This window comes from Rahnella ecdela (genome assembly GCF_019049625.1).
Lineage (GTDB): Bacteria > Pseudomonadota > Gammaproteobacteria > Enterobacterales > Enterobacteriaceae > Rahnella > Rahnella ecdela.
This window is the reverse complement of sequence record NZ_JAFMOY010000128.1, coordinates 52,685-67,305: the sequence shown is the minus strand read 5'-3', so window position 1 is coordinate 67,305 and position 14,621 is coordinate 52,685. Positions and strand designations below refer to the sequence as shown.

Below are 14,621 nucleotides of genomic sequence, written 5' to 3'. Positions count from 1 at the left end.
CTTACGCATTCAGTTCCTGTGGGCGAGTCAACTGACACCGGCAGGACAGCAAATTTAAAATTAGATTGTCATTACGTAGGGGTTCACATGCAGGGCACCAAAATCCGTTTACTCATTGGTGGATTGTTGCTGGCAGCAGCCGCAAGTCATGTGCAAGCTGAAGCATTACAGCCTGATCCTGCCTGGCAGCAGGGCAAGCTGGACAATGGGTTTACCTGGCAGTTGCTGACCACGCCGCAACGCCCGAGCGATCGTATTGAATTACGCCTGGTGGTTCGCACCGGCTCGCTGGCAGAATCATCCCAGCAATCGGGCTATGCCCATTTCCTTCCGCGTCTGGCACTGATGCACAGCGAAGGATTCAGCACGTCTCAGTTACAGTCTTTATGGCAGCAAAGTATTAATCCGCAGCGCCCGCTGCCACCGGCTGTCAGTTCTTACGACTTCACCATGTACAACCTGAGCCTGCCCAATAACCGTCCTGATCTTCTCAAGGATGCGCTGAACTGGCTGGCGAATACTGCCGGTAAAATTTCTGTGACACCGGCGCTTGTCAGCACTGCGCGTCAGGAAACGCAGGATCCGGTGGGTTCTTTACCGCAAAATACGCAGGATGCCTGGTGGCGTGCGCGTATGGCAGGTTCGACTCTGGTCGGCCACAGTCCGGATCAGTTACCGACAAAACCCGTCAATATCGAAGCATTAATCAAATTCTATCATCAATGGTATACCCCGGATGCAATGACGCTGTTTGTGGTCGGGAATGTGGACGGACGTGGTCTAAGCGAACAAATCAACCGGACCTTCTCCGTGCTCAAGGGCAGCCGTCAGACGCCACAAACCTTGCCGACGCTTTCGGAAGTCACCACCAGGTCGATGACAGTGATGGATGAAAATCTGACTCAGGATCGCCTCTCGTTAATGTGGGACAACGTCTGGCAGCCGATTCAGGATTCACAGGCGCTTTCTGCATACTGGCGCAGTGATTTAGCCCGTGAGGCGCTGTTCTGGCATTTGCAGGAAGCTCTGAAAAGCGCTTTCGAAACGAAGAAAGATGCCACCACACCGGGTCCGGCACTGGGTTTTGACTGCAACGTGCAATATCAGCGCGCCCAGTGTGCGATTCGCATCGAAGCGCCACAGGCGAAACTTGCCGAGCTGTTTAAGCGTTTGTCCGAAGAATTGCTGGTGGTGCGTGATAAAGGTATTTCACAGTCTGAGTTTGATGCGCTGATTGCGCAGAAGAACGATCAACTGAGCAAACTTTTCGCGACCTACGCCCGCACAGACACAGATGTACTGATGAGCCAGCGTTTGCGCTCGCAGCAGAACGGCGTCGTGGATATTGCGCCAGAGCAGTACCAGCAGTTGCGTCAGCAATTCCTTTCCACGCTGACGTTACCGGTACTGAATCAGGAGCTGAAACAGCAGCTTTCCCGTGAACCAGCCATGCTTATTGCACAGCCGAAGGGCGAACCTGAGCTGAATGCAGGTGAACTGCGGGCGGTGTATGACAAAGTGATGGCGCCGGCAGAGACAACTCCGGCGGCAGATGCACCGGCAACCGAGGTGCCGGCGGCTTCGGCGGCGACGCAATAAAGGTCTTGATCGGCTCCCTCCCCTGCGAAGGGGAGGGGTAAACAAACCGCCTTATGCACGCCCCGGCATAAACTCCATCGGGATGATCGCCCCGCGATGCTGAATCACGGTGCTTGCCGTTTCATGCCCGCGCACTGCCGCCTCCACCGCGCTGCCACCGGTGAGCCTCACTGCTAAATATCCGGCGCTAAAGGAATCGCCTGCTGCGGTTGTATCAATCACTTTCTCTTTCGGCAATTTCACGGCTGGCACATCATGCTGCTCGCCTTCGGCGCTGGACACGATGCAGCTGTCGGCTCCGCGTTTCACGACCACTTCGCTGACACCCAGCGCGTGAGTGCGCGCAATCACTTCTTCATACGGTTTCTGACCCCACAACATGTCTTCGTCGTCGAGCGTCAGGAAAGCGATATCCGTGCAGGAAAGCATCGCGTTGTACGCGGCCTGCGTCTGTTCTTTGCTGGCCCACAAACGCGGACGGTAGTTATTGTCGAAAATGACTTTGCCACCGCGTGAACGGCAGGCTTTCAGCAGGGTCATCAGACGGTCACGGCTTTCATCGTTAAGGATAGCAAGGCTGATACCGCTCAGGTACAGATAGTCGAACTCTGCCAGCTTCTGACAAATCTCTTCGGATTGCGGGCTGTCGAGCCAGTAACGCGCGGCGGCATCATTGCGCCAGTAGTAGAACGTGCGCTCGCCGGTGTCGTCGGTTTCAATCACATACAGGCCAGGCAGTTTGTTTTCCAGACGCTGAGTCAGACTCGTGTCCACGCCTTCTTTCTGCCACGCCTGCAACATCTCATTGCTGAAACTGTCAGTGCCGAGCGCGGTAACGTAATGCACGTTCAGCGCATCCGGGGAAACCTGGCGGGAAATATAAACAGATGTATTCAGCGTGTCGCCACCAAAACCACGGTGGAGGGCATCGCCTTTCTGAGATAATTCGATCATGCATTCGCCGATAACGGCAATGTTTTTGCGGGTCATTGTACCTGGCCTATGTCTGAAGCATTAAAACGAAAGGAAAGAAAAGACCGTCATTATTGCGCTCTAGTCTCTTCATAAGAATGCGGTCAGTCAATTAAATTAAAACGAGGTTTTATTTTTTGTGCAGGAGATAGAAAAAAGAAGAAAAAGCGAAGTGAAAACGAAGGGAAAAGTGGAAGCAGCAGCACTTCCACCTGGAGATGTTACTGACTTTCTTTTCGCAGTTCAGTCACCGGGCGGCCACCCAGACCCCAGTTATCGGTATCGACCTCATCAATAATGACAAAAGTGCTGGCCGGGTTCTTACCCAGCGTATCCACCAGCAACTGCGTCACACCGGCAATCAGGGCCTTCTTCTGTTCTGCCGTCGCCCCCTCACGGGTGATTTTGATATTTACGTAAGGCATTTCTCTCTCCGGATTGTAAATAAAACGTCAAAAAAATGTTTCTAACATCCTAATGTAGAGCCTGCAAAAAGGAACTTCCAGCCCGGTTTTTGGGTTTTTTATGCGCAAATCATGCAGAGAAATGCGGAGTGATTAAAGTTTCTGCTCGCTACGCCGATAGATAACTCTACTAATGAAAGCCAGGAAACCGGGCTACTTTGCCGCCATGAAACGACGTGCTTCTCTGAAGTCCGGTTTGCAGACATGGAACCCATCGTAGTCACGCAACACATGTTGCCGCATGTCCCCTGATGATCTGATTCTTATTCATGACGGCAGAAAAATATGATAACTAAGATGATGTTAGGGCTGATTACGCCTTCTTTTACTGCGATTGAACGCGTAAAAGCACAGTCTTACTGGCGTCAGTGTCAGAGAGTGTACCGTTTTCAACCCATTTATCGCACGACAGGAAAGCTGTTAGGGATTGAACTGCTGACCGGGGTTTTCCACCCTGCGGATCCGCACAAATTCATTTCGCCAGAAGAATATTTCGTTGCGATAGCCGTGGGCAAGCGCCTGCAAATTGTGCAGGAGCAACTCGACCTGTTACAGCGCTGGCAAAGCCTGTTCATCGACCACGAATTACTGGCTTCTATCAACGTCGATGGTCAGGTTCTGGAAATGCTGCAATCTGACATGGCACTGCAAGCGCAAATCAACGCGATGCCTTACGTGCGTTTTGAGCTGGTCGAAAGTGCTGAACACGCGCTGAGTATTCCGCTGTCGCAAATTGAGCAATCGGACCGGTTATGGCTCGACGATTTTGGGCAAGGGATCGCTAACTTTTCTTCTTTCACCACCTGGCATTACGAATACATCAAAATCGCCCGCGATTTGTTTATTCTTTTGGGACAGAGCGAAGAGGGCTCACGCCTGTTTTACACGCTGGTGACGCTGATGAACCGCTACAGCAAAGGCGTGATCATCGAAGGGGTTGAAACTGCCACGGAATGGGCGATGGTTTGTAATTCTGATGCGCTCGCCGCTCAGGGCTATTTTCTGGCGCGTCCGGCGACGTTCGACAATCTCGATAACCTGCCAATACATTTCAAAGGATAATGGATCACACCTTACCCGCTGAGGCGAAGTCTCAAATTGCCCGGTGCGCAGAGGGGGTGTGATTCATTGTTATTTTGCTGATTTACTTGATTTTATTGCCTGCTTTCCCGCCCCGATTCACTTCCTTTTTCCCTGCCGTTTCCGGCAAGCTGTGACGAATTCAACTATGGTTAAACTCTGGGATTCGTTAACTGTCTGAAAGGAACAGCTTTATGACGCGCACAGGTAAAGTGATCTCCTGGGTTGTGGGCATCATTGTGATTCTGTTGATCGCTGTCGTGATTTTTATCGCGACCTTCGACTGGAACCGCCTCAAACCTACCATCAATCAAAAGGTCAGCGCTGAACTGAACCGTACTTTCGCCATTCGCGGCAATTTAGGCGTGGACTGGTCGCGTCAGAAAGATGAGGCAGGCTGGCGTGCGTGGGTTCCGTGGCCGCATATTCATGCCGAAGATATCGTGCTCGGCAATCCTTCCGACGTCCAGACCGGCGAGAAAGACGCGCAGATGGTGAAACTCGCCCGCGTAGACGCCAGCATTGCGCCGCTCGCGCTGCTTCATAAAGAAGTCCTTATTCCGCGTATCTGGCTGAAACAACCGGATGCTTCGCTGTTGCGCCTCGATAATGGCAAAAATAACTGGACGTTTAATCTTGCCAACAGCGACGCCAAAGACCCGGCACAGCCGCCTTCAGCCTGGTCATTTACCCTCAATGACATCGTGTTTGACCGCGGACAAATCGATTATAAAGACGCGAAGCTGAAAGCCGATTTCCGCGCTGTGATTGATCCGCTGGGTAAACCGCTGCCGTTTACCGAAGTGGTTGGCGATAAAAAAGACGCGCCGAAAACCAAAACTCCGCCGTACGTTTTTGGCTGGAAAGTTGAGGGTAAATACAACGGCGAATCGCTCTCCGGCAGCGGTAAAATCGGCGGTATGCTGGCGCTGAAAGACCCTGACGCGTTGTTCCCGTTACAGGCCGACGTACGCTCCGGTAATACGCGGGTGGCGGTAGCCGGTACCTTGCAGGATCCGATGAATTTTGGCGGTCTGGATTTACGCCTGAAATTCTCCGGTCAGACGCTGTCTGATTTGTACGGTCTGACCGGCGTGCTGTTGCCGCAAACTCCACCATACTCTACTGACGGCCATTTATCGGCGACGTTACACGGTAAAAACGGCGCGATTTACCGTTATCAGAACTTTAACGGCGAAATTGGTGACAGCGATATTCACGGTTCACTGACCTATCAGGCCAGCAAACCCCGCCCTAAACTGACCGGCGATGTGGTATCCAAACAACTGCGCTTTGCGGATCTCGCGCCGCTGATTGGTGCTGATTCCAATAAAGACAAAGCCAAACGTGGGGAAACCACCCGCCAGCCTTCCGATAAAGTACTGCCGGTGGAGAAATTCGATACCAAGAGCTGGCGCGTTATGGACGCCGATGTGAAGTTCAGCGCCAAACGTATCGAGCACGGAAAATCTCTGCCGCTGAGTGACTTGAGTACCCATCTGAAACTTACCGACGGTGAAATCCTGCTGGATCCGCTGCGTTTCGGTGTGGCGGGCGGTAACCTGAATTCCACTATCCGTCTTGAAGGCGACAAATCACCGATGCAGGCGCGGGCTGACATTCATGCCCGTAAGTTGAAGCTGAAACAGCTGCTGCCAAGCGTGCAGTCGATGGAGCGCAGTCTGGGCGACCTGAACGGTGACGCCACGCTGACCGGTACCGGGAACTCCGTTGCGGCGCTGCTGGGCACCAGCAACGGTGATATGAAAATCCTCATCAACGACGGCGTGATCAGCCGCGGGCTGATGGAACTGGCGGGGCTGAATGTGGGTAACTACGTGGTCAGCAAATTGTTCGGCGATGACGAAGTGGCGATCAACTGCGCTGCTGCCAACGTCAACGTGAAGAACGGGCTGGTGACACCAAGGCTGTTTGTGTTCGACACCGAAAATGCGGTGATCAACATTACCGGCAACACCAATATGGCGACCGAACGGTTGGATCTGTCGATCAACCCGGAAAGTAAGGGCGTACGTATCCTGACCCTGCGTTCACCGCTATACGTGCGCGGCACCTACAAAAATCCGGATGCCGGTGTGAAACCGGGGCCGCTGATTGCCCGTGGTGCAGCCGCTGTCGCACTCGGCGCGGTGGTGGCTCCAGCCGCTGCATTACTCGCCCTGATTTCCCCAAGCGATAATGAAGAAAACCAGTGCGGTCCGATATTGCAGCAGATGAAAGAGAAATAGTCCTGTTGAGTAAACTCCTCCCCCTGAGAAGGGGGAGGCCGGGATAGGGTTTTAAGGCTGAGGCAGCGGATCCAGTACCGCGCACTTATGGTCCTGGATTTCCTCGGTCGAGGCGTTATTGAGTTTCAGCAAGTCACGTTCGCTTGCCAGTAGCAGGAAGTCGCCACCGGGCAGACTGACCATTGCCATGCCGAAATGCCCCATCTTCTTATCTGCTTCAGGCACGCCTTCAGCCAGAATACGGAAAGCGCCTTTTTGATTCAGTTCAGAAGCGGTGACTTTGCGCGCCAGATAGGTGTGGCCGAGCAGTTTATCGGGCAGCTCCTGCCAGTTATATCCCATCTGCCCGCCGTCTTTGCTCAGCGTGGTTTTCACCTGCGGTAACAGGCAGGAAATATGAATATGCAGCTGATTCTGCGAACGACCGTATTGCGAGTTGATAGCCAACGAGACATTGCTGTCATCAATCGGTTTTCCGTATTTATCCGCCATGTAATGTCGCGCATTCCACGCCTGACTGAAAAAGTTCGGCGTGACGGGTTCCAGTAACGCAGGGCTTTCCATACCGGTGATGCGTGCAGTCGGCATCAGCAGATATTGCAGCGGGCCGTTCAGGTCTTTCAGCACCACAAAACCTTGCTGTTCATCGACCTGCGCGCAGGGGGCAGGTTTGCCCGTGCTTTGCTGGTTCGGCACGCACTTCTTGCTGATGATGTTCCACAGGGCGTTGGGATTGGACGTATGAGGCCAGAAATACCAAAAGGCCGCAGCAGTAACGATAAGCAGGATCAGAACAGGCAGGATAAATCGTCGTAAGCGCATAAGGAACCTTCGCTGAAGGCACCGTGCCGGGCGCATACCGGGCACGGTGTCGGGTCAGTTACAGTGACTGATGGGCAGTTTCTTTGGACAACAGCAGCGCGATCAGTGTCAGCGTTGCCATCGAGGCCAGATACACGCCCACGTAGAACAACCCGTAATGGGTTGCCAGCCAGGTGGCGATATACGGCGCGACGGACGCACCCAGTATCGAAGACACATTATAGGAGAAGGATGCGCCGGTATAACGAACTTCTGTCGGGAAAAGTTCCGGCAGCAGGGCGCCCATCGGACCGAACGTCAGCCCCATCACCATAAATCCGCACAGCAGAAACACCATCACCAGCGCCTGTGAACCGGCACCCAGAATAGTCGGGAAGCACAGCGCGAAGACGATCATCAGCAGCGTAATGCAAATCATGGTTTTGCGACGGCCATACTTATCCGCCAGCTGACCGGCAACCGGCACCATTACGCCGAAACCGATCACGCCAAGCATCAGCATCAGCAGGAATTCGTTACGCGGAATCCCCAGCCCGAGCGGTTGCGCGGCAGTGCCGTAGCCCAGTGAATACACGGTCATGATGTAGAACAGCGTGTACGTCGCAACCATGATGAAAGTGCCCAGCAGCGTCGCTTTTTTGTATTTGGTGAACAGCGTGCCGATGGGCACTTTCACCTGTTTACCGGCTTTGGCAATTTTGGCGAATACCGGCGTTTCGTGCAGGGAAACACGCACGTACAGACCGACGATCACCAGCACCGCAGACAGCAGGAACGGCACACGCCAGCCCCAGAAAATGAACTGTTCGTCCGTCAGCAGCCACGAAAGCAGCAGGAACATGCCGTTAGCGAAGAAGAAGCCAATCGGCGCGCCAAGCTGCGGGAAAGAACCGTACAGAGCACGTTTTTTCGCCGGAGCATTCTCGGTGGCGAGCAGCGCAGCGCCACCCCATTCACCGCCCAGTCCCAGACCCTGACCAAAACGCGCCAGCGCCAGCAGTAACGGGGCGAAGACGCCAATGGTCGCGTAGGTCGGCAGCAGGCCGATGACCACGGTAGACACGCCCATCGTCAGCAAAGAGGCCACGAGGGTAACTTTACGCCCGACGCGATCGCCGAAGTGACCAAACAGTGCAGAGCCAATTGGACGTGCGATAAAGGCGATGGCAAAGGTGGCCAGAGACTGCAACGTGGCGGCCGTCGGATCACCCTGCGGGAAGAAAATGTGCGGGAAAACAATGACCGCGGCAGTGGCGTAAATATAAAAGTCGAAGAATTCGATGGCCGTACCGATTAGCGATGCCACGATAACTTTGCCGCGGGAGTTCTGACTCACCAGGTTGGCGTCAGCTTCTAATTCTGGAGTGATAGTGGCTTGCATAAGTGTTTCTTATTTGTAATGAGTGGGAGGGATCTAATGTAAATAAATGTATATCGAAAAGGCATCTTATGCAGAGCAGGGCGGTATTTCAACGCAGCGGAAGGCCGGAAAAAGCGCATTTAAAGCCGGAACGGGGGAATGTTTTAGCCGGGTGGGATTTCGCCAATCATAAGTTTGGCGAATGGGTAAAAGTCAGAGTAACTGACTGCAAAACCGCGAAATAAAAGTACGGCGCTCAGTCAGTTATTCTGGTTTAAAGGGTGCCATAATACCTTATCTGGCATTATTCACTGCTTTTTTGGTTCATTGTCAGAATTAACGGCGGATATATGCATTTCATCTGGCACGATGAGGTTGTCCGGCGTGTATTCACTGTCGTTTTCCGTGGTGTTTTTTCCATTTTTGCCTGCTTTCTGACGCGGATCCGGCATTTTCGGGTCATCTTTGTATTTTGCAGTGGCTATCCACGCCGCCACAAATAACGTCAGACGGGCGAAGAAATAGAAGAAAGCCATCAGTCCGATAACCGAACCGAACGCAGCGCCGGAAGGCGAAGTGGCCAGTTTTGGCAGCGTCATGGTCATCACGAATTTGATCACCTCAAAGCCAATCGCCGCCAGTAATGTGCCGCGCAGCAGCGCTTTTTTGCGCGGCTTGTGGCGTGGCAGCATCCAGAAAATCCACAGGAACAGCAGATAGTTAGCGGCAATCGAAATCACCAGCGTGATGCTGGTCATCACCGGACGCAGCCATTCGATACCGCCCAGACCCAGCGCATCAACAATGGTTTTTTGCGCGGCACCGGCGATCGACGTCAGCGACAGCGTGACAATCAGCGCCAGCACCAGCCCGGTCAGTGAAATAAAGTCGCGGATATAGCGGCGGTAAATCTTTTCCTGATCCTGCGGATTACGTTCCCACACATCGCGCGACTGGGCGCGGATGGCCTCACGCAGATTCCCCATCCAGCTGATACCGGAATAAAGCGCAATCAGCAAACCGGAGATCCCCACGGCTGTACGCTGCTGAATGGCGGTATTCACGGTGTTTTTCAGGGTATTCGCCAGATTCGGGTCGCTGATGCTGTTAACGATTTTGTTAATCAGCTCCGCCAGCAGGTCAGGATTGGAGGCCAGCACAAAACCCACGGCGGCGAAAGACACCATCAGGATCGGAATCAGCGAAAGAAAGGAGAAATAGGTAATAGCCGCGCCAAACTGGCTGCCGAGGCGGTCGTTAAAGCGCTCGGTTGTACGCAGCAGGTGCGCGACCCAGCCCCAGGACTGAACGTATTCCACCAGTCGTGAAAATCTGCCGATGTTTTTATCCACCGTAGAATTGCCGGTTTTGATATTAATCAGCGGCTCGGATTTTTCCTGAGTTTTTGTTTCTTGTTTAGAGGTGATGGGCATTGATCCATGTTGTCCTTAAAAATTCATCCAGCCTTAAGTATAGACCCCTGAGCGGTGAGGGATATGCCAGAGGCGTCCTAAAGGTCAGGCAATGAACGTTTGGGTGATATCCGTCAGCCAGTCCATAAACACTTTTACGCGGCGGGAAAGATTCAGCCGGTGAGGATAAACCAGCGTGACCGGCATCGGCGGCGCACGAAATTGCGGCAATATACTCACCAGCTGACCGCTTGCCAGCGCGTCACGCACGCCGAGCAGCGGCACCTGGATAATACCCAAACCGGCAAGACAAGCTGAGACGTAAGTTTCGGTGCTGTTGACCGTTACTGCACCGCCGCTTTTCACCGATTTAACCTGCTTGCCGTCGAGATATTCAAAGGCGGATGTGTGGCTGCCGAGCGTCTGCTCGTAATGCACCATCGCATGCTGCGCCAGCTGGTCTGGGTGATCCGGCGTTCCGTAGCGGCGCAAATAACCGGGACTGGCGCAGTTCACCACGCTGAGCTGCCCGAGCGGGCGGGCGATCAGCCCGGAATCTTTCAGCGTGCCTGAACGGATCACGCAGTCAAACCCTTCGCGCACCACATCCACGCGATGATCGGTACAGCTCAGCTCTATTTCCAGCGCCGGATAACGGTTAAGGAATTCAGCCAGACGCGGTAAAACCAGGTGCGTCGCCATACCGGTGGACATATCGACCCGTAACCTTCCGCTGACGCTGGCAGGATTGGACTGAAACATCGACTCCAGTTCTTCCATATTCGCCAGCAGTTCTTTGCAACGTTGATAAAACACCTGACCGTCCTGCGTCAGCTGCACGCGACGCGTGGAACGGTGCAGCAAACGCGCTGACATCCGCGTTTCCAGTTGTTGCACCAGTCTGGACACGCTGCCTTTGGGTAAACCGAGGCTTTCCGCCGCACGGGTAAAATTGCTCAGCTCCGCCACGCGTACGAAAACCTGCATTGATTGAATTTTATCCACATTTTGCCCGATTGTTGTTGGTTGTGAGACAGTGAAACTCATTATGAACCATTTATCGCACTGTCGTAATCCAATAGGCTATGTTTCAATCAGTGTCGTAGTGACATAAAGCCAAAGAGGTCTGAAATGAATCGTAAAATCGCTATTGTGACAGGCGGAAGCCGTGGATTAGGCAAGAATGCCATTGAAAAGCTGGCAAAAAACAATGTTGATATCATTCTGACTTATCACAGCCAGGCGGATGCGGCGAAGTCGGTGGTGCAAACTGTCGAAGCGCTGGGCGGAAAAGCCGTTGCGCTGCAACTGAACACCGGCGAGTCCGGCTGCTTTGACACTTTCGTGGCGCAGGTGAAAACTCAGCTGCAACAGGTCTGGCAGCGCGACACTTTTGATTTTCTGGTCAACAATGCCGGTGTCGGTCTTCATGAGTCTTTTGCGAATACCACTGAAGAGCAGTTTGACCTGATGATGAATGTCCACCTGAAGGGGCCGTTCTTCCTGACTCAAAAACTGCTGCCGCTGATAAGCGACGGCGGCCGCATTCTGAATATTTCCAGCGGACTGGCGCGTTTCGCCCTGCCGGGCTCTTCGGCTTACGCCATCATGAAAGGCGCAGTTGAAGTGCTGACCCGCTATCAGGCAAAAGAGCTGGGTGCGCGCGGCATCACCGTTAACGTACTGGCACCGGGAGCGATTGAAACTGATTTTAGCGGCGGCATGGTGCGTGATAACCCGGAAGTGAACAAAATTGTCTCCGGGAACACGACTCTGGGACGCGCCGGTTTGCCGGACGATATTGGCGGAATGGTGGTGATGATGCTCAGTGATGAAGCAGGCTGGATGACCGCCCAACGTGTGGAAGCTTCAGGCGGTATGTTTATCTAGACCTTAATCGTGCTGGAAACGCTTCGCTTTCATATGTTGTTGTTTTTCCAGCTCGAATATTGCCCGTTGCAGGTCACGCTCCTGCGCGGGCGATAAATTCGGAAACTTAAAGCTCAGCCGCTGCGTGCTGACGGTTTCACCTTTATTGCTCACCGATTTACGTGCCATCGCCCCGATATACTGCAAATCCACTTTGAATTTCCCAAGTTCAGCCAGTTCAATCAGGGAATCTTTCAGCACCGCGCCTGAATTGATTTCCGGCGGCGTCATGCCGTCAATCTCCAGCCCCAGCCCGCCGAGGGAAATATCTCTGACGCGATAAGCAAATTCGCTGGTATCCGGCAGTTTTCCGCTGCAACGATAATCCGGCAGCCACGGCACATTCACGCGGAAATACTCACGACGCTGAATGGAATACAACACGGGCGGGATATCACAGGTGAAAGTGGGTAAACCTTCGTACGCCACCTGGCGGACTTTACTGCATGAAAATTCAACTTTCGCGCCTGCCGGTTCTGCCACAAAATTCAGCGTATCGGCTTCCATCGCCAGACTATTTTCATAATCTGAGCTGCCCAGATCGAATAAAAACTGATGGTGGTCAGCATCGACGTCCAGAATTTTGCTGATAAACTGCCCGCGCGAATGGCTGACCATGACCAGTGTCTGGTTCTTCTTTAAGTCACGCAGAACGGACAAGATTGCCAGCGTGTTCCGCTTAGCAAACGACTCTTTAGATACTTCGCTCACCTGCCACACCTCATAAGAAATAAATGCAAATTGATGGCGCAGCCGTTGACGTATAAAGGCGCCCAATACGGATTATCGGCCACTCAGGACAAAACTTTATTGTGTAATAACGGGTATTTTGATGCTCCCAAAGGGAAATTCAGGGCTGCGGGCACGTCATGTGCGCCTCCCTCACTTTATATATAGGCTATCTTTCAGATTACTGAAGGCCATTCATTTGCGAATTGCGACAGGAGAGTTATGGATCAGGTTATTACGTCACTGAACTCGTTATATATGAATATTTGTGTGACATACGCCAGCCTGGTTTTTTTCTATTTTTTCCTCAGCAGCGATAGCCCGCTGGGCCCGAAATCACCCGTCCACAAACGCATTCTCTTCGGTTTGCTGTGCGGAGCCGTCGCCGCCTATCTCGACCACGATTTATTCCGCCTGAGTGACTCCGTGTATTACAGCTTTGAGATGATCCCGCTGGTGATATGTGTGTTTTATGTCGGCTGGCTCAGTGTGTTATGTGCGTTCGTGCTGAAGTTTTTCCTCACCGGCATGTTTACCATCGATAACCTGTTTGTGATGGTGATGATTGCCGGTATTTGCTATTTCAGGCCGTGGAAAGACAACAACATCAAAACATTCGCCATCGCGATTTCCATCGTGCTGGTGATCCGTCTCCTCGTGTCGGTGCCGTATCTGGATTCATGGGCGACTATCTGGCGCTCGCTGACCTATCAGCTGGTCACGCTGTTCAGCCTGTTTATCTGTTATCACGGGCTGGGCGGAAAATTCCGCTACGTCAGCGAGTTTTTCCGTGAAAAAGAAAACTCCTCGATGGATTTTCTCACCAAAACGTTTAACCGCATGGGGCTGGAAGAGCACCTGAAGGCGATGCAGAAAAATCACAGAGCTTTCGGTCTGGCGATGCTGGATATCGACTTCTTTAAGAAAGTGAACGACACCTACGGTCATGTGGTTGGCGACGACGTGCTGGTTCGCGTGGCGAATGTCGCGCGCATGATGCTGCGTAATGACGATGTGCTGGCGCGTTTTGGTGGCGAGGAATTTGTCATTCTGATTGCCAGCGGCAACGTGTATGAATGCGTGAAATGCTGCGAGCGGATCCGCCGCGCGGTAGAAAAAACCGTTTTTACCAGCGCGGAGGGTTCGCCGTTTCACATCACTGTGTCGCTAGGCGTCGCCAGCTATCAGCCCGCTAAAAGCTTGCAGGAAAACATTATGGTGGCGGACGGCGCGCTCTATCACTCCAAACAGACGGGTCGCAACAAAACGACCAGTGTCTGATTCCCTTCTCTTTGCCGCTTAAAAATATTTTCATTTCGACCGAATAGAAACCGGTGCTCAGGTGTTTACCTTATATCGAACACTTACGGGCACTGTTTCTATGCAACGATTAACTTCAACTTCCACGCCATCTCCGGTTCTTCGCAGCCGTTACGACGGGCTGACTATTTTGCTGCACTGGCTGACGGCGCTGGCCGTGATTTTCCTGTTTGCCAGCGCGCATATCTGGGAAGTCCTCGAACGTGGCACACCGCTGCGCAAAGGGCTGCAATCGGTACATATCTCGGTCGGGATTTTGCTGGCGGCGATTATCACCGGGCGTCTGATCTGGCGGTTGTTTACCGTCAGCACCGGTCGCAGTAAACAGCAACCGGTCGCCATGCCGGCGCTGATGAAAGCCGCCGCGCATCTGACGCATCTGGCGCTCTATTTATTGCTGGTCGCGCAAATCATTCTGGGCTTTTTATTCCGCTGGTCGCAGGCGGAGCCGTTCTATTTCTTCGGCTTATTCCCTATTCCTGACGTATTCAATTTCGACAGCATCATGACCAAAACCTTCGGTTCGCTGCATAACAACGTCGCCTGGGCGCTGATCATCATTGCGGGCGTTCATGCGCTGGCGGCACTTTTCCACCATTACGTTCTCCGCGACGGCATTCTGCGCCGCATGTTACCGGGCAGCGCAGGCCGCCCGTAAGTCATCAGTTAATTCCTACAGGACATC

Annotated in this window: 13 protein-coding genes; 6 read left to right on the top strand and 7 right to left on the bottom strand. The window is 53.1% G+C overall.

Translation table 11 applies throughout. The annotated features are described in order from the left end of the window. Positions 1–87 precede the first annotated feature (87 nt). A complete protein-coding gene (locus tag J1784_RS15070) occupies positions 88–1,599 on the top strand; it encodes a M16 family metallopeptidase (RefSeq protein ID WP_217149912.1) in 1,512 nt (503 codons plus the stop codon). 51 nt (positions 1,600–1,650) lie between these two features. Here J1784_RS15070 and kdgK read toward each other — a convergent pair whose 3' ends face one another. Together kdgK and J1784_RS15060 are read right to left on the bottom strand one after the other, a co-directional pair. Beyond that, entirely contained in the window at positions 1,651–2,589 is a 939-nt protein-coding gene (gene kdgK / locus J1784_RS15065) for a 2-dehydro-3-deoxygluconokinase (RefSeq protein WP_217149911.1), read from the bottom strand. Positions 2,590–2,792: 203 nt separating this feature from the next. Continuing rightward, complete coding sequence (locus J1784_RS15060; protein ID WP_338019911.1) at positions 2,793–3,017, bottom strand: 2-hydroxymuconate tautomerase family protein; 225 nt, start codon at positions 3,015–3,017, stop codon at positions 2,793–2,795. A 303-nt stretch (positions 3,018–3,320) separates the two neighbouring features. Here J1784_RS15060 and pdeH point away from each other — a divergent pair, with 303 nt between their 5' ends. Together pdeH and J1784_RS15050 are read left to right on the top strand one after the other, a co-directional pair. Continuing rightward, on the top strand, positions 3,321–4,097 hold the full coding sequence (pdeH, locus tag J1784_RS15055; RefSeq protein ID WP_217149910.1) for a cyclic-guanylate-specific phosphodiesterase: 777 nt from the start codon (positions 3,321–3,323) through the stop codon (positions 4,095–4,097). Positions 4,098–4,309: 212 nt separating this feature from the next. Next, a complete protein-coding gene (locus J1784_RS15050; protein ID WP_217149909.1) occupies positions 4,310–6,364 on the top strand; it encodes an AsmA family protein in 2,055 nt (684 codons plus the stop codon). 51 nt (positions 6,365–6,415) lie between these two features. On the opposite strand, the gene J1784_RS15045 is transcribed toward J1784_RS15050, so the two are convergent. From J1784_RS15045 to J1784_RS15030, 4 genes are all read right to left on the bottom strand, one after another. After that, complete coding sequence (locus J1784_RS15045; RefSeq protein WP_217149908.1) at positions 6,416–7,186, bottom strand: CDP-diacylglycerol diphosphatase; 771 nt, start codon at positions 7,184–7,186, stop codon at positions 6,416–6,418. A 58-nt stretch (positions 7,187–7,244) separates the two neighbouring features. Next, entirely contained in the window at positions 7,245–8,567 is a 1,323-nt protein-coding gene (locus J1784_RS15040) for an MFS transporter (protein ID WP_217149907.1), read from the bottom strand. Positions 8,568–8,854: 287 nt separating this feature from the next. After that, entirely contained in the window at positions 8,855–9,979 is a 1,125-nt protein-coding gene (yhjD, locus tag J1784_RS15035) for an inner membrane protein YhjD (protein WP_217149906.1), read from the bottom strand. A gap of 84 nt (positions 9,980–10,063) precedes the next feature. After that, positions 10,064–10,963, bottom strand: coding sequence for a LysR family transcriptional regulator (locus J1784_RS15030; protein ID WP_217149905.1), 900 nt, complete (start codon positions 10,961–10,963; stop codon positions 10,064–10,066). 126 nt (positions 10,964–11,089) lie between these two features. Between J1784_RS15030 and J1784_RS15025 the strand changes: the two genes are divergently transcribed. Beyond that, a complete protein-coding gene (locus tag J1784_RS15025) occupies positions 11,090–11,848 on the top strand; it encodes an SDR family NAD(P)-dependent oxidoreductase (protein WP_217149904.1) in 759 nt (252 codons plus the stop codon). A gap of 3 nt (positions 11,849–11,851) precedes the next feature. Here J1784_RS15025 and J1784_RS15020 read toward each other — a convergent pair whose 3' ends face one another. Next, positions 11,852–12,598, bottom strand: coding sequence for a flagellar brake protein (locus J1784_RS15020; protein ID WP_217149903.1), 747 nt, complete (start codon positions 12,596–12,598; stop codon positions 11,852–11,854). A gap of 240 nt (positions 12,599–12,838) precedes the next feature. Here J1784_RS15020 and J1784_RS15015 point away from each other — a divergent pair, with 240 nt between their 5' ends. After that, on the top strand, positions 12,839–13,897 hold the full coding sequence (locus J1784_RS15015) for a GGDEF domain-containing protein (RefSeq protein WP_217149902.1): 1,059 nt from the start codon (positions 12,839–12,841) through the stop codon (positions 13,895–13,897). Positions 13,898–13,997: 100 nt separating this feature from the next. Next, positions 13,998–14,594: a cytochrome b gene (locus tag J1784_RS15010; RefSeq protein WP_217149901.1), complete on the top strand. Its 597-nt coding sequence runs from the start codon at positions 13,998–14,000 to the stop codon at positions 14,592–14,594. Positions 14,595–14,621 lie beyond the last annotated feature (27 nt).

Bases quoted from the DNA above. Each gene is read 5' to 3' on its own strand.
- J1784_RS15045 (WP_217149908.1), bottom strand. From the start codon at position 7,186: ATGCGCTTACGACGATTTATCCTGCCTGTTCTGATCCTGCTTATCGTT.
- J1784_RS15015 (WP_217149902.1), top strand. From the start codon at position 12,839: ATGGATCAGGTTATTACGTCACTGAACTCGTTATATATGAATATTTGT.
- kdgK (WP_217149911.1), bottom strand. From the start codon at position 2,589: ATGACCCGCAAAAACATTGCCGTTATCGGCGAATGCATGATCGAATTA.
- J1784_RS15050 (WP_217149909.1), top strand. From the start codon at position 4,310: ATGACGCGCACAGGTAAAGTGATCTCCTGGGTTGTGGGCATCATTGTG.
- yhjD (WP_217149906.1), bottom strand. From the start codon at position 9,979: ATGCCCATCACCTCTAAACAAGAAACAAAAACTCAGGAAAAATCCGAG.
- pdeH (WP_217149910.1), top strand. From the start codon at position 3,321: ATGATAACTAAGATGATGTTAGGGCTGATTACGCCTTCTTTTACTGCG.
- J1784_RS15025 (WP_217149904.1), top strand. From the start codon at position 11,090: ATGAATCGTAAAATCGCTATTGTGACAGGCGGAAGCCGTGGATTAGGC.
- J1784_RS15040 (WP_217149907.1), bottom strand. From the start codon at position 8,567: ATGCAAGCCACTATCACTCCAGAATTAGAAGCTGACGCCAACCTGGTG.
- J1784_RS15010 (WP_217149901.1), top strand. From the start codon at position 13,998: ATGCAACGATTAACTTCAACTTCCACGCCATCTCCGGTTCTTCGCAGC.
- J1784_RS15070 (WP_217149912.1), top strand. From the start codon at position 88: ATGCAGGGCACCAAAATCCGTTTACTCATTGGTGGATTGTTGCTGGCA.